This is a genomic window from Pantoea sp. B9002, assembly GCF_013385945.1.
Lineage (GTDB): Bacteria > Pseudomonadota > Gammaproteobacteria > Enterobacterales > Enterobacteriaceae > Pantoea.
In genome coordinates this window covers 51,155-66,018 of sequence record NZ_JACAPA010000020.1, presented here as the reverse complement: position 1 = coordinate 66,018, position 14,864 = coordinate 51,155, and the positions used below count along the sequence as shown (strand labels likewise).

At 56.6% G+C, this 14,864-nt stretch carries 16 protein-coding genes; 8 read left to right on the top strand and 8 right to left on the bottom strand.

Going from position 1 to position 14,864, the window contains the following annotated elements; translation table 11 throughout:
* Positions 1-4 precede the first annotated feature (4 nt).
* The 5 genes from tagF (at position 5) to HX773_RS12240 (ending at position 5,068) form a co-directional block, all read left to right on the top strand.
* Complete coding sequence (tagF, locus tag HX773_RS12260; RefSeq protein WP_176971712.1) at positions 5-703, top strand: type VI secretion system-associated protein TagF; 699 nt, start codon at positions 5-7, stop codon at positions 701-703.
* Between the two features lie 33 nt (positions 704-736).
* The gene (gene tagH / locus HX773_RS12255; protein ID WP_176971711.1) at positions 737-1,849 is read left to right on the top strand and encodes a type VI secretion system-associated FHA domain protein TagH; all 1,113 of its coding nucleotides are present in this window, start codon (positions 737-739) and stop codon (positions 1,847-1,849) included.
* Entirely contained in the window at positions 1,846-2,622 is a 777-nt protein-coding gene (locus HX773_RS12250; protein WP_176971710.1) for a PP2C family serine/threonine-protein phosphatase, read from the top strand. Before tagH ends, HX773_RS12250 begins: the two co-directional genes overlap by 4 nt.
* Positions 2,623-2,635: 13 nt before the next feature.
* A complete protein-coding gene (locus HX773_RS12245; protein WP_176971709.1) occupies positions 2,636-3,586 on the top strand; it encodes a hypothetical protein in 951 nt (316 codons plus the stop codon).
* Positions 3,587-3,652: 66 nt separating this feature from the next.
* Positions 3,653-5,068 carry a serine/threonine-protein kinase gene (locus HX773_RS12240; protein ID WP_176971708.1) on the top strand — a complete coding sequence of 472 codons (1,416 nt, stop codon included), beginning with the start codon at positions 3,653-3,655 and terminating at the stop codon, positions 5,066-5,068.
* 6 nt (positions 5,069-5,074) lie between these two features.
* On the opposite strand, the gene HX773_RS12235 is transcribed toward HX773_RS12240, so the two are convergent.
* Both HX773_RS12235 and chaB read right to left on the bottom strand, forming a co-directional pair.
* Positions 5,075-5,746 (bottom strand): gamma-glutamylcyclotransferase, encoded by a 672-nt coding sequence (locus HX773_RS12235; protein WP_176971707.1) that lies wholly within the window; start codon positions 5,744-5,746, stop codon positions 5,075-5,077.
* A 237-nt stretch (positions 5,747-5,983) separates the two neighbouring features.
* Complete coding sequence (gene chaB / locus HX773_RS12230) at positions 5,984-6,214, bottom strand: putative cation transport regulator ChaB (RefSeq protein ID WP_176971706.1); 231 nt, start codon at positions 6,212-6,214, stop codon at positions 5,984-5,986.
* Between the two features lie 367 nt (positions 6,215-6,581).
* Here chaB and chaA point away from each other — a divergent pair, with 367 nt between their 5' ends.
* The gene (chaA, locus tag HX773_RS12225) at positions 6,582-7,667 is read left to right on the top strand and encodes a sodium-potassium/proton antiporter ChaA (RefSeq protein ID WP_176971705.1); all 1,086 of its coding nucleotides are present in this window, start codon (positions 6,582-6,584) and stop codon (positions 7,665-7,667) included.
* A gap of 74 nt (positions 7,668-7,741) precedes the next feature.
* Here the strand turns inward: chaA and kdsA are convergent, their stop codons facing one another.
* Genes kdsA through hemA form a run of 6 tightly spaced genes read right to left on the bottom strand, consistent with a single transcriptional unit; the run spans position 7,742 to position 13,052 of the window.
* On the bottom strand, positions 7,742-8,596 hold the full coding sequence (gene kdsA / locus HX773_RS12220) for a 3-deoxy-8-phosphooctulonate synthase (RefSeq protein ID WP_176971704.1): 855 nt from the start codon (positions 8,594-8,596) through the stop codon (positions 7,742-7,744).
* Positions 8,597-8,625: 29 nt separating this feature from the next.
* Complete coding sequence (gene sirB1, locus HX773_RS12215) at positions 8,626-9,435, bottom strand: invasion regulator SirB1 (protein ID WP_176971703.1); 810 nt, start codon at positions 9,433-9,435, stop codon at positions 8,626-8,628.
* Positions 9,432-9,830: a SirB2 family protein gene (locus HX773_RS12210; protein ID WP_101764112.1), complete on the bottom strand. Its 399-nt coding sequence runs from the start codon at positions 9,828-9,830 to the stop codon at positions 9,432-9,434. Before HX773_RS12210 ends, sirB1 begins: the two co-directional genes overlap by 4 nt.
* A gap of 2 nt (positions 9,831-9,832) precedes the next feature.
* The gene (gene prmC / locus HX773_RS12205) at positions 9,833-10,672 is read right to left on the bottom strand and encodes a peptide chain release factor N(5)-glutamine methyltransferase (protein WP_176971702.1); all 840 of its coding nucleotides are present in this window, start codon (positions 10,670-10,672) and stop codon (positions 9,833-9,835) included.
* Positions 10,672-11,754, bottom strand: coding sequence for a peptide chain release factor 1 (gene prfA, locus HX773_RS12200; RefSeq protein ID WP_176971701.1), 1,083 nt, complete (start codon positions 11,752-11,754; stop codon positions 10,672-10,674). Before prfA ends, prmC begins: the two co-directional genes overlap by 1 nt.
* A 41-nt stretch (positions 11,755-11,795) precedes the next feature.
* The gene (hemA, locus tag HX773_RS12195; protein WP_176971700.1) at positions 11,796-13,052 is read right to left on the bottom strand and encodes a glutamyl-tRNA reductase; all 1,257 of its coding nucleotides are present in this window, start codon (positions 13,050-13,052) and stop codon (positions 11,796-11,798) included.
* 216 nt (positions 13,053-13,268) lie between these two features.
* On the opposite strand from hemA, the gene lolB reads away from it, so the two are divergent.
* Both lolB and ispE read left to right on the top strand, forming a co-directional pair.
* The gene (gene lolB, locus HX773_RS12190; protein ID WP_101764109.1) at positions 13,269-13,892 is read left to right on the top strand and encodes a lipoprotein insertase outer membrane protein LolB; all 624 of its coding nucleotides are present in this window, start codon (positions 13,269-13,271) and stop codon (positions 13,890-13,892) included.
* Positions 13,889-14,758 carry a 4-(cytidine 5'-diphospho)-2-C-methyl-D-erythritol kinase gene (gene ispE / locus HX773_RS12185; protein ID WP_176971699.1) on the top strand — a complete coding sequence of 290 codons (870 nt, stop codon included), beginning with the start codon at positions 13,889-13,891 and terminating at the stop codon, positions 14,756-14,758. Before lolB ends, ispE begins: the two co-directional genes overlap by 4 nt.
* The last annotated feature ends 106 nt before the right edge of the window (positions 14,759-14,864 follow it).

Sequence of the window (14,864 nt, the reverse complement as noted above, 5' to 3'; positions counted from 1 at the left end):
AATCATGCCGACACACACTGCGCCGGGCTGGTACGGCAAGTTACCGGCCACCGGCGATTTTTTGCGCCAGCGTCTGAGCGAAAATACCGTGACGCCGTGGAGCCACTGGTTTCAGCAAGGATTACTGCACTGGCATCAGCAAGCCGATGCCAGCACCGCACAGTTTTTACGTGCGCCGGTGTGGAATTTTGTGTTACCGCTTTCGCCGCTGCGTCAGCAGGTGCAGATGGGCTGCCTGCTGCCGTCCTGCGATCGCGTGGGCCGCAGCTGGCCGCTGCTGGCGCTGCGCAGCTTCCCGCTGAGCCACTGGCACAGCGCGCAGCTGGCGATGTCCGGCGACTGGTTTCAGGAGCTGGGCGCGCTGCTGCTGGACGCGGTGCGCGATCGGCTCAATCCCGATGCGCTGGAGCAGCAGATGCAGCGTCTTTCGCCGCTGCTGGTGCCGGATACGCAGCGCAGCGACATCATGGATGTGATTGGTTTTGATGATTTACCCTGCACGCTGAGCTGGCGTGAAGTGGCTGACAGGTTCGATCCGCAGCAGCACATGAGCTACTGGTGGAGTAATCGCAGTGACGGTTTTAGCCATGCCACCCATAAACACAGTGGCCCGCTGACTGCGCAACTTTTTTCATTATTGTTTAACCCGGCGTCTGGTGCTCCGCCGGGCCGCAACGGCCTCTATCCACCGATGTTTGAATAGGCCGTGGCGTTTGCCTTGTTAACGGGATGACTCATGCAATTTACCATTGTGCAGTGCAATACGGATGTGCCCGCCAAGACGGTAGCCTTTAAACCGCCCGGCGGCACCATCGGCCGCAGTCAGGATAACGATCTGGTGCTGCCTGACGAATCGCGCGCCATATCGCGTCTGCAGGCGCTGGTGCACCTTTCGCCGGAAGGCGAGTGCCGCCTGACCAATCAGGGCAGCGTGACGTCGGTGGTATTGAACGGCGTCGCGTTGCAACGCGGCTCGCAAGTGGCGTTGCAGGATGGCGACACGCTGCAAATTGGTGAGTACGGGCTCGAAGTACGCGATCCCAATAATCTCAAAACCCGTCAGGACGATCCGCTGGCGTTTTTTGCTGACAGCAGCGACGACCCGCTCGGCATGATGCAGGAGCCCGAGGTGATTCCTGAGCCGGTTGCGCGTCAGGAGCGCCGCAACGATCCGCGTCTGGCGATTGATCCGCAGAGCGACGCGCCGACGCTGCCAGCTACGTTGCCGGGCGTTTCTCAGGACAAACTGATTGCCGCGCTGCTGGAAGGCATGGGGCTGAACAACGGCCATCAAACCACCATCACCGAAGAGCAGATGCGCGTAACCGGTCGCATGCTGAGTCTGTTTTCGCAAGGCACCGTCGCCCTGCTCTCCTCGCGCTCAATCCTCAAGCGCGGCGTGAAAGCTGACATGACGATGATCCTCAATGAGGCGAATAACCCATTCAAAATTCTGCCGTCCGGTAAAACCGTATTGATGCAGATGTATCAAAGCCAGATGCCAGGTTTTATGCCGCCGGAACCGGCGGTGCGCGATGCGCTGGTGGATTTGCAGGCGCATCAGCTCGGCATGATTGCCGGTATCCGCGCCATTATCGCCGCCATGCTGCAATCGTTTAACCCGCAGCGCTTAGAAGAAGAAGCGCGCAAAGATGGCGTGCTGCCAAAAATGGCGTTCAGCACCGGACGCAAAGCGGCGCTATGGGATTACTTCTCACGCCACTATCAGCGTACCGCTGGCGAAATTGAGGATGACTTCCACACGCTATTCGGCGAAGCCTTCCTGCATGCCTATGATATGGAAGTGAATCAATACAAAGATTCTCAAACGCGGACCGAAGACGCATGAAGATGATGTTTGCCAGCCGCTGCCAGCAAGGCATGCGCGACGAAAATCAGGATCGCACCGGTGCCGAGCTGGACGATCACAAAGCCTGTTTTCTGGTATGTGACGGCGTCGCCGGTTTGCCCGGCGGTGATATCGCCGCACAGCTGGTGCGCGATACGCTGCTGACGCAATTACAGCACAGCGTGACGTTCACGCCGGAAAGCACGCGCGCTGCCATCGAACACTGCCAGCAGGTGCTGATTGAGGCACAGGGAAACAATCCGAATTTTTCACGGATGAGCACCACACTCGCCGCACTGTTTATCGACCGCGAAAAACAGCTCGCATGGTGGGCGCACGCTGGCGACAGCCGGGTTTATCACTTCCGTCATGGGGTGCTGAATCAGGTGACGCGTGACCACAGTCTGGCCCAACAGTTACGCGAGGCAGGCTATGAAAATACCGGCATTAACAGTAATTTACTCTATAATGCGCTCGGTGTTGAGCCTGCCCGCCCGGCCACTTTTAGCGAGGTGATTGCGCTGGCCGATGGCGATGCGTTTCTGGTTTGCAGCGATGGATTCTGGCTCAATCTCACCACCCACGAAATGGAACTGGCCCTGCGCATGGTGAATGCCTGCGAAGAGTGGCTGACTTTGATGGAACAAGCCGTTAACCGCAGTGTAAAAAGCGACAATCTCAGCGCTCTGGCCGTCTGGATTGGCGAACCGCAGGAAGCGACGCTGCTTTATTCCCAGGCTGATGCGGCACGTTTTCTGCCGTCACGTTATTGATCCAAGGATTCTTATGAAAGTGTGGTTGACGGGCTTCGCAACCCTGTTGCTGGCCGTAAATGCGCAGGCAGAAGATTATCGCGTGGTGTATTCACCGAGCCTGTCATTGGAAGTCTACATTGATGACGTGGCGAGCAAAGCGCCCAACGACTGGTGCAAAGAGACGCTGCCGCTGCGCATCGTTTCGGGCAAAAGCACCGACTCCAGCATTCTGACCAGCTTTCTGCCGCGCGTCGGTACGCTGCTGGCGAATCAGTGCGGCCTGCTGGATGAACTGCCGTGGCAGATGACCAATAAAGAGGGCAGCGTGCTGGCTAACGGCAGCGCGGCCAAATTACAGAACTGGCGCCCGATCGTGCTGAACGATGCCACCGCCAGCGCCACCACCAGCAACGCCGCGCCGCTCGACCTGTCGCGCCCGGCGGATAGCACGCCGCTGCAGCACTTTGCCTTGCCGGGCGGCTGCCATTTCCGTACCTGGTGGGATGACAAAGGTGAATCGCTGTTTATCCCGGATAACCCGAATCAGCACTGCTCCACCGAAGGCTGGCTGGAAGGCCCGAGCGAAATGACGCTGATGAGCGCTGGCAAAACCCATAATCTGGCGCTGAACTTCTATCAGGGCTACCCGATTGCAGATTTGAAAATGAGCGGTCCGCCGCTGGAAGTGGTCTCGGTGAATAACCAGCGCATGATAGTTACGCGTCCGGATGCCGATGATAGCTGGTTAGTGCTGCCGTTTGATGCACAACAGCATGTGTGGCGCTTCAGCGGCACACTTCTGGTGAAGATGGACAAAACCGCCGATCAGGACAGCGATGTGCTGAAAAAGCGGGTTGAGACGTTACGCGGCGTTTGGTCGCCGCAATTTATGCCACAGCAAAAAGTGACTGTGTTACTGATTGACACCCTGCATGCGGATCTCGCCGATCCGGCGATTGGTGCCTGGCGTAACATTAATTAATTAGCGGTCGTTGCCTGCCGTCATCGTGATGACGGGGCGCTACAGGACGTGTTCAGAGAGTTCACTATGTCGGCAAACGAAAACCATACACCTAACGCCCTCCCTGCGGGCTACCGGTTTAATGAATTTGAAATCAAGGAAGTGATTGGCGGCGGCGGCTTCGGCATTGTTTATCGTGCCTGGGACCATCAGCTGGAACGCACCATCGCGATCAAAGAGTACATGCCCGTCTCGCTGGCGGTGCGTGCGGCGGATATGTCGCTGGAACTGCGCGGAGAGCGTTTCCATAAGCTGTTTACCGCCGGTCGCAATAGCTTTATTCAGGAGGCGCGCCTGCTGGCACGCTTCAATCATCCCGGCTTGCTGCACGTGTTGCGCTTCTGGGAAGAGAACGGCACCGCCTACATGGGCACGCTCTATTACAGCGGCATGACGCTGAAAGAGTGGCAGATCACCAGTCCGGACAGCATTGATGAGAGCTGGATCCGTCGTCTGCTGCCACCGCTGTTTGGCGCCATTGACACCATTCACGCCGCCGGTTATCTGCATCGCGATATCTCGCTGGATAATATCCAGATTCAGGAAAATCAGCTGCCGGTGCTGCTCGATTTTGGCTCGGCGCGCAAAGAGATCGGCAATCTCTCGGATGAAACCGAGATCATGCTGAAGCCCGGCTTTGCGCCGATTGAGCAATACAGCGAAGAAGGCGAAATCGAGCAAGGTCCGTGGACCGATATCTATGCGCTGGGCGCGGTGCTGCACAACCTGATCACCGGCCATGCGCCGCCGGTGAGCGTGGTACGCTGCATTGAGGATAACTATCAGCCGCTGGTGGAGCGCAAGCCGGAAGGCTATTCGCTGCCGCTGCTGCACGCCATTGACTGCGCGTTAGCCATGAAGCCAGCAGATCGTCCGCAAAGCATTGATGCCTTTGCCAGCTTGATCGATCTGCCGGTAAGCGATGTTGAAGCGCTCTCCACCACCATTCCTGTGGTAGCCGAGCCGGTTGTGCCGGTGGAGCCGATGGTTGCAACGCCGGAACCGCAAGTGTTGGCGGTCAATCATGCCGCTGCCGCCGTGGAACCTTTGACGCCGCGCAACGTGCGTCGTTTGTCGCCAGGTTTAGTGGTGGCGGCGGCGATTGCGGTGCTGGCGGTTGTGGTGGTGGTGTGGAAAGCGAATCGTCACAGCGAAGTACCGCCGGTCGCCGCCAGCACCACGCCCGCTGCGCCTGCCGCAGCAGGCAATAGTGTAGCGAGCAGCGCACCGACGGTGGCGACGGTTTATCTGCGTTTGCAGGCGGGTGAGAATGTGATGCTGAATGGCGAAGCCCGCGATGTGAAGCCCTCCTCCAGCGGATTTGCTTCACTGAATCTGGCGGCGGGGAACTATCGCATTGAGGTGCGTAACGGCAACCAGGTGCATAGCCAATCGCTGACCATCGATAAGCCGGGAACCTGGCTGATTAATCCGGCTCAGTAATCCGTATCAGCGCGCTGCCGAATGGCTCTGCAGCGCTCTGACTTCTGCCGCCAGGCGCGTCAACGCCGCTTCCTGCATGCCACGTTTGCCCAACTCCTGCTCCAGCGCATAGAGATACTGGGCATTGGTGCCGAGCGGACCGCTGGCCTGTGCAATCAACGGCGCAATGGTGCTGCGGCAGGAGTCGGTTTCATACAGCGGATGACGCGGGTCCATGATGAACACCAGCGCGGTGACGTTGCGTCCATCCTCCAACTCCAGTTCACACCAGGTTGGCAGATAGCAGCCGGTGATCATCTCACGCTTCCACAGCAGCTCCAGCTCATCATGCAAACGCGATTCCGGTAAACGGAACGCCAGTCCGCTGGTGGATCCGCCCTCTTTCAACGCCAGCATACGGCCAGGCGCGGTTACGGTGCCGCGACCGGCAATCAGACGCAGACAGAACGCGCGGTGCCAGCCTTCTAAACGACCCGGCGCCACTTCGGCCGCTTCAAAAATTGGATTCCACATCAGCGAGCCGTAGCCAAAAATCCACACCGGGCTTTGGTCAGGACGACAGGCAAGCGTCGCTGACAGCGATGCCGCACGCTTTTCACAGCTCCAGAACAGCGCTTCATCAATATCGCCAAACGATGTTTTACAATCTGCTTTTAACAAAAATTCCCGCGTTAACACTGTTGTCTCCTCTACTGCGCTGACATCTTGCCGGTGTGGTTCCTTAAAACTGATGTCTACAGGCGACGCTCATTGCATCGTCTTAAGAGAAGACATTAATTCATTTTTAACAAAACATTCAAGATTGACCCCGATCACAAAAGGGAAATTCTGTGTAAATAGCATCGGCTGCCTGGTGAGGAACTTGAATGGCGATGGGAAAAGTGCGAAGCGGGCCGCACTGGCCGGCATGACAAACTAGGGTTTAGGGTGCCACTTGTCATCGTCACCTTTCGAGTACTCATGCTTGACCGCTGCCCAGGCGACTTTGTGGGCGACCTCTTCGCGCGACTCATCACCCCGCCGGTCGTCGGGATCTTTGTATTGCTCCCAGGCGCTGTTAAAGGCTTTTTGATAAATGGTTTGCGCGTGAGCTGGCAGGACATGACGCACGCTGTCTGGCAGCTCTTTGTTTGATGAATAAGGCATATTTCCTCCTGTTTCATGCTCAGGGTTTAAGCCTGGATCATCTGGGTTAAAACGCAAACTCGCACTTTCACTGGTAGATTGCCTAAAACAGGATTAAACCTTCATAAACTTACCCATATACGTCGATTAACCAGACCAATCTCAACTTTAATTTATGGAATGAATCATGCAACATAATGAATACAGGCGTTAATCCAGCGATAACACACTCTTTTGCCGTGTTATGCATAATAAACGCTTTTGGTAAAATCGCGTAAAGTCACAGCAGCACAGCTGATGAAAAGTTACACTGCGTTGCGTCAGAAAACTCATTATATTTATCAGGCAATGATTGCCTGCTTTGTACTTTTTCCGGAGAGGATGGTAAATGCCTGGACATGAGAAAACCCGCCATACCGAGTACTCACTGATTTTCCCCGTTGCTGCGCTGGCGGTGCTGAGCTTCTTCGGCAACCAGACAGCGCTTCTGCCGGTTATCGGCATCAACCTGTTGGCCTTAGTTGCCATTCTCTTTAGCGCCTTCAGCGTGGTGCGTCACGCCGACGTGCTGGCACACCGTTTAGGCGAACCTTATGGCTCGCTGATTCTCAGTCTTTCCGTCGTCATACTCGAAGTGAGTCTAATCTCTGCGCTAATGGCGACCGGCGATGCCGCGCCCGCGCTGATGCGCGACACGCTCTACTCGATTATTATGATTGTGACCGCCGGTTTAGTGGGCTTTGCCCTGCTGCTGGGCGGACGCAAGTTTGCCACGCAGTACGTTAATCTGGCGGGCGTAAAACAGTACATGATCGCCATTTTCCCGCTGGCGATTCTGGTGCTGGTGTTTCCCAATGCATTGCCGGGCGGTAACTTCACGACCACCCAGGCGCTGATCATCGCGGCGATTTCTGCGGCCATGTACGGCGTGTTCCTGCTGATCCAAACCAAAACCCACCAAAGCCTGTTCGTTTATGAGCATGAAGATGATGGCGACGATCCGCATCACGGTAAGCCTTCTGCGCACAGCTCGTTGTGGCACACCGCATGGCTGATCGTGCATCTGATTGCGGTGATTACCGTGACCAAGATGAACGCCAATCCGCTGGAGAGCCTGCTGACAGAACTGAACGCCCCGGCGCAGTTTACCGGCTTCCTGGTGGCGCTGTTGATCCTGTCGCCGGAAGGTTTAGGTGCAATCAGAGCGGTGCTGATGAATCAGGTGCAGCGCGCAATGAACCTGTTCTTCGGTTCGGTGCTGGCGACCATTTCACTGACGGTGCCTGCCGTCACCATTATCGCTACTCTGACCGACCAGCAATTGGTGTTTGGCCTTGAGCCGCCGCAGATGGTGATCATGAGCGCCGTGCTGATTCTGTGCCACATCTCGTTCTCCACGGGCCGCACCAACGTGTTGAACGGTGCCGCGCATCTGGCGCTGTTTGCCGGATATTTGTTGACGATTATGCTGTGAGTGACAGGTCGCCATGAATGGCGACCAGCCAATAAAAAAGGCGCCATCGGCGCCTTTTTCACATCTGAAAACAATCAGTTGCTGGTATCCAGCTCTGGGAAGCTCTTCACCAGATCGTCGATCGCTTTCATCTGCACCAGGAATGGCTCCAGCTTATCCAGCGGCAGCGCGGATGGGCCGTCGCATTTGGCGCTGTTTGGCTCTGGGTGCGCCTCGATGAACAGGCCCGCAATGCCAACCGCCATGCCAGCACGCGCCAGCTCGGCGACCTGCGCACGACGACCGCCAGATGCAGCACCGAACGGATCGCGCGTTTGCAGCGCGTGGGTAACGTCGAAGATCACTGGGCTATTTTGGGTGACGTTTTTCATCACGTTGAAGCCGAGCATATCGACAACCAGGTTGTCATAGCCGAAGTTGCTGCCGCGGTCGCACAGGATAACCTGATCGTTACCGCCTTCGACGAATTTGTCGTAGATGTTACCCATCTGGCCTGGGCTAACAAACTGTGGCTTCTTGACGTTGATCACCGCACCGGTTTTCGCCATCGCTTCCACCAGATCGGTCTGACGGGCGAGGAATGCCGGCAGCTGAATCACATCAACCACGTCCGCCACTGGCTGCGCCTGCGATGCTTCATGCACGTCGGTGATGATTTTCACGCCGAACGCCTGCTTCAGCTCCTGGAAAATCTTCATGCCCTCTTCCAGGCCCGGACCACGATAGGATTTGATTGAAGAGCGGTTCGCTTTATCAAAAGAGGCTTTGAATACGTAAGGAATACCGAGTTTGTCGGTGACCTTAACGTAGTGTTCGCAGATGCGCATGGCGAGATCGCGCGATTCCAGCACGTTCATGCCGCCGAAGAGAACGAATGGCAGATCGTTTGCGACCTTGATATCGCCGATATTCACTACTTTCTGTGTCATGCCTTTTCTTTCCTTTTATCGGGTAACGCTTAGTGCAGCGTTACCTGTTTCTGTTCAATTGCGTGAATCTGCACTTTAATCATCTCGCTGACCGGATCTTCAGGACACTGTTCAACGAAATAGGTCAAATCAGTCAGTGCGATGTGTTCACACTCTAATTGCGCGTAAATCAAACCACGGTCGCGAATCTCGTAAGGATCGTCAGGATCGATCTGCAGCAGCACCTTGCTGACGTTCAGCGCCAGCTCCATCTGCTTCTCTTCCATCAGCGCGGATTTCAAAGTATCGAGCATCTTGCGCATCACGTTGATGGTCTTGGCTTCGTCGAGATCGTCGTTGTACAGCTTGGCGGTTGGGCTGATGTTGCCTTTCAGCCACACTTCCAGCGTATGCGTATCCAGCGTTTCACCGTTGAACGGGTTGATCAGCCACATTTCGCCATCTAACCAGTCGGCACGCAAAATCAGCTGTGTCGGGAAAATCACCGGCATCAGCGGCAATTCCAGCTCATCGGCGATGTGCAGCAGAATCACGCCCAGCGACACCGCAGTGCCCTGACGGCTCTTCAATACTTTGTCGATCCACAGCGCGTCAGAGAGATTGTAGACGCCGCTGGCGCCGCCAAATCCCCACTGACGATAGAACAGCTCCAGCAGCTTACCCAGCTGCAAATCGGCGTCCTGTTCGCTGCTGACGAACTCACGGGCTTCATCTACCAGCGCCGCCAACTGTTGTTGCACAGAAGGCGCGGAAAAATCATTGCGTATGGCGCATGTGGCGCCAATCACCGCTTCACTCAACGGTGTTTCACTGTAATCGAGTTGCTCTGGCGAGGTCATACAATCCCCAATAACGGCATTTTGGTCATCGCCAGCTTAATCACAAACAGCAAAGCTACGATTGCAATCAGGAAGGCGATCCAACGTGTCCCCATTTTACGTGGGCGACGGCTCAATGCCACGGAACCTAAGGCGATGTAGATAATAACCGCTAACAGCTTCTCCGTCAGCCAGCTTCCTTGCGGTGTGAACGGATAAAAGTGCGTAATCATCACCAGCAGCGCACCGCTTAACAGCAAAAAGGTGTCGTTAACGTGCGGCGCAATGCGCACCCAGCGGCGCTGCAGCATCGCTGAACCGGTGGTTTGCCAGTAGAAGCGCAGCAAAAACAGACAAATCGTCAGCGCAACGGTCAGCAAGTGAAAATGTTTGATCAGGGGATACCAGCTCGCCATCGTTATTCCTTATTAAAAAATTGTCCTAGTGTGACGCGCGGATTACCGCCGTAATCGTCAATGGTGCTCACCGCCTGATAACCGTGCTGCGTCATGATGGCGCGCACGGCTGCACCTTGCTGCCAGCCATGTTCCAGCAGCAGCCAGCCGCCAGCCTGCAGCCAGTGCGGTGCGGTGTGAATGATGAAACGTAAATCGGCCAAACCCTGATCGTCCGCCACCAGCGCGCTGAGCGGTTCAAAGCGCACGTCGCCCTGCTGCAGATGTTCATCGGCGGCATCAATATAGGGCGGATTGCTGACAATCAGATCAAAACGTTGGGCGGGAAGATCGCTAAACCAGTTGCTGAGGATGAAGCGGGCGTTATCGATGTGCAGACGCTGCGCGTTGTCCTGCGCCAGTTCTACCGCCGCCGCGATGCGATCGCAGCCAATAACCTGGCAGCCTGGCCGTTCGCTGGCCAGCGCCAGCGCAATCGCGCCGGTGCCGGTGCCCAGATCCAGCAGTGATGTTGCGCAGGCTGGCAGATGCGCCAGCGCTTGTTCCACCAGCACTTCAGTATCCGGGCGCGGGATCAGCGTGGCATCGCTGACGCGCAACGGCAGCGACCAGAACTCACGCTCGCCAACCAGATGCGCAATCGGCTCACCGTTGACGCGGCGCGCCAGCAGCGCATTCAGCTGTTCCTGCTGCTGCGCATCCAGTTCCGCGTCATCAAAAGCAATCAGCCAACTGCGCGCTTTGCCCGTCACAAAACCCAGCAATATTTCCGCATCACGCTTCGGGCTGTCGCCGCCACAGAGCGCTACCACAGCCTGCTGTAGCCAGCGACGGATGATCATTAGTCCTGTCCAGCCAGCGCGGCCAGCTGATCGGCTTGATACTCCTGCACAATCGGCTCAATCAGCGAATCCAGCTTGCCTTCCATCACCTCATCGAGACGGTAAACCGTGAGGTTGATGCGGTGATCGGTTACGCGGCCCTGCGGGAAGTTGTAGGTGCGGTTACGATCCGAACGGTCGCCGCTGCCAAGCAGGTTACGACGCGTCGAGGCTTCTGCGGCATTACGCTTCGCCGTTTCCGCCGCGTGAATACGCGCGCCCAGCACCGCCAACGCTTTGGCCTTGTTTTTGTGCTGTGAACGTTCGTCCTGACACTCCACCACAATGCCGGTTGGCAAGTGGGTGATACGAATCGCGGAATCGGTGGTGTTAACGTGCTGACCACCGGCACCGGAGGAACGGAAGGTGTCGATTTTCAAATCGCCGGCGTTGATTTCCGGCATTTCCGCTTCGGGCAGTTCCGGCATCACCGCAACGGTACAAGCCGAGGTGTGAATACGGCCCTGCGATTCGGTTTCTGGCACGCGCTGGACGCGATGACCGCCCGATTCAAACTTAAAGCGGCCATACGCGCCGTCGCCGCTGATGCGGGCGATCACTTCTTTATAGCCGCCGTGCTCACCTTCGTTGGCGCTGATGATCTCGACCTGCCAGCGACGCGCTTCGGCGTAACGGCTGTACATACGGAACAGATCGCCGGCAAAAATCGCCGCTTCATCACCGCCGGTGCCGGCGCGTACTTCCACAAAGCACGAACGTTCATCGTCGGGATCTTTCGGCAGCAGCAGCACTTGCAGCTGTTGTTCCAGCTCCTCACGCTTCTCGCGTGACAGCTTTAATTCTTCCTGCGCCATCTCGCGCATTTCCGGGTCTTCCAGCATCATTTCGGCAGTTTCAACGTCTTCCTGCACCTGCTGCCATTCGCGGAAACAACGGGTAACGTCGCTAAGCTGGGCATATTCGCGTGATAACGCACGGAAACGATCCTGATCGGCAATCACGCCGGCATCGCCCAGCAACGCTTCCACTTCCTCGTGGCGTTCCTGGAGCGCTTCCAGCTTGGCAACAATAGAGCTCTTCATGTAATAGCGGGTATCCCAGTGATAGGTCGTGACTGACCAGATTACTCTAAACCGAGGCTGTCACGTAAGATCTGCAGGCGTTCGCTGTCGCCGTCGCGCGCGGCCTGCTGCAGTGATTTGGTTGGTGCATGAATTAAACGGTTGGTCAGCTTGTGTGCCAGTTCCTGCAGCACTTTTTCGGCGTCAGCGCCCTGCTGCAGCGCGGCCAGCGCGCGTTCCTGTAACTCGGCGCGCACCTGATCGGCCTGCGAACGGTATTCACGGATGGTCTCAACCGCGCTTTGCGCGCGCAGCCAGGCCATAAATTCGCCGCTCTCCTGCACCACAATGCTTTCAGCCTGCACGGCGGCGGCTTTACGCTGCGCCATGTTCTGCTCGATGATCGCTTGCAGATCATCAACGCTGTAGAGATAGGCGTTCGCCAGCTTGCCCACTTCCGGCTCGACATCGCGCGGTACGGCGATATCCACCAGCAGCATCGGCTGATTGCGACGCGCTTTCAGCGCGCGCTCTACCATCCCTTTACCGATAATCGGCAGCGGGCTGGCGGTGGAAGAGATAATGATGTCGGCATCGGCCAGACGGGTTTCGATATCGCCGAGGCCAATCACTTCTGCCCCGACTTCATCGGCCAGCAGCTGCGCGCGTTCGCGGGTGCGGTTGGCGATCATCAGCTTCTTGACGGAGTGTTCGCGCAGATGACGCGCCACTAACTCGATGGTTTCACCGGCACCGACCAGCAGCACGTTAACGGTGCTGAGCGATTCAAAGATTTGACGCGCCAGTGAACAGGCAGCGAAGGCGACCGATACGGCGCTGGCGCCAATCTCGGTTTCGGTGCGAACGCGTTTGGCCACCGAGAAGGTTTTCTGGAACATGCGCTCCAGTTCACTGCTCAGCGCGTGGTCGCGTGACGAATCAACAAAGGCTTTTTTAACCTGACCTAAAATCTGTGGTTCACCCAACACCAGTGAATCCAGCCCGCTGGCCACGCGCATCAGATGGCTGACCGCCGCGTTATCCTGATGCCAGTAGAGGCTGTTGCGCACATCCTCTTCACGCAGGTCGTGATAGTCACACAGCCAACGCACCAGCTGCTCCTGCAGGTCGGCTTGCTGCTCTACACTGAGGTAGAGTTCAGTACGGTTGCAGGTCGAGAGGACCACGCCGCTCTGCACCATCGGCTGGGACAGCAGGCTATTCAGCGCCAGTTCCAGCGTGTCTGGTGTAAACGCAACGCGTTCGCGTAGCGCAACAGGTGCAGTTTTGTGGTTGATTCCGAGTGCAAGCAGCGTCATGTGATTCGGGTTGGGATATCCCAATAGTTGTCAGGGTTTTGTGCAGCGCATTCTACAAGATGCCACAGGTCAAGAAAAGCCATACAAAGCCTATGACAGTAATAAGATTAAACTGATCGTGCGCAATTATTGCCATAACAGCATTGACGGCTTACATGCGGATGGTTAGCGTTACCGGTTACGAAGTAAAAACGTGTCTGAGGAGATGACCACGTGATGCATTTGCCCCCGCGCAAGTTACTGCGCCTTTTACCCCTTGCCAGCGTGTTACTGGCTGCATGTACCATTAACAAACCACAAGGTCCGGGCCCAAGCACCACGTCACCGCAATGGCAGCAGCATCAGCAAGCCGTGGCGAAAATCAGCCAGTATCAGACGCGCGGTGCGTTCGCTTACCTGTCGGATAAGCAAAAAGTCTATGCGCGCTTTAACTGGCAGCAAACCGCTGCCGATCGCTATCGCCTGCTGCTGACCAATCCGCTCGGCAGCACCGAATTGCAGCTGGATGCACAAGGTTCCGTGGTGCAGATCGTGGATAACAAAGGCAAGCGCTACGTCAGTAACGATGCCGAGAAGATGATTTCACAGCTCACCGGCATGGATATTCCGCTCGCCAATCTGCGTCAATGGATGATGGGCTTGCCGGGCGATGCCAGCGATTATCAGCTCAACAACAATTATCAGTTGCAAAGCCTGAACTACAGCCGTAACGGTCAGCAGTGGAAAGTGAACATCTCTGATTACGACAGCAAAGTGAATCCGCCGCTGCCGGCGAATCTGGAGCTGTCTGAAGGCGGTCAGCGCATCAAATTACGCATGGATAGCTGGACCACCCAATGATCACCACGTGGCCCGCGCCAGCAAAACTGAACCTGTTCCTGTATATCACTGGCCGTCGTCCTGACGGCTACCACAATCTGCAAACGCTGTTTCAGTTCCTCGATTACGGTGACACGCTGGAAATCACACCGGATAGCAGCGGCAAGATAACGCTGCTAACGCCGCTGGCTGGCGTGCCGGATAACGAGAACCTGATTGTGCGTGCCGCGCAGGCGTTAAAAACCGTTGCCGCCGCGCGGGGTACTTTGCCCGCGCAGGCCGGTGCCAGCATCGCGCTGGAGAAGGTTTTGCCGATGGGCGGCGGACTTGGCGGCGGTTCTTCGGATGCGGCGACGGTGTTAGTGGCGCTGAATCATCTGTGGCAAACCGGGTTAAGCGTTGCTGAGCTGGCGACGATTGGCATCAAACTGGGTGCGGATGTGCCCGTCTTTATTGAGGGTCACGCGGCCTTTGCTGAAGGCGTGGGCGAACTGTTGCAGCCGGCTGAACCGGCAGAAAAATGGTATCTGGTGGCGCATCCGGGCGTGAGTATCGCGACTCCGGATCTGTTCCGCGATCCCGAACTGACGCGCGATTCACCAATCCGCACATTAGATGAACTGTTACAGCGTCCTTTTCACAATGATTGTGAGGCTGTGGCAAGAAAACGTTTTCGTAAGGTTGATGAGCTGCTTTCCTGGCTGCTAGAATACGCGCCGTCGCGCCTGACTGGGACCGGAGCTTGTGTGTTTGCTGAATTTGACACCGAATCCGACGCACGTCAGGTGCTGGAGCTTGCCCCGAAATGGATTTGCGGATTTGTGGCGCGCGGGCTTAACCTCTCGCCGTTGCAGCGCACACTTTCTGGGCTAAAAGCGTTTACGTGACAGTGTCACCCGTTCCAGACACTGCATGTCGCGCATTAACACACCCGTATGAACATGCTCTTTGGTATTCGCCGGTTACTCTAGAGCCGTTCATTCTCTGGACGCC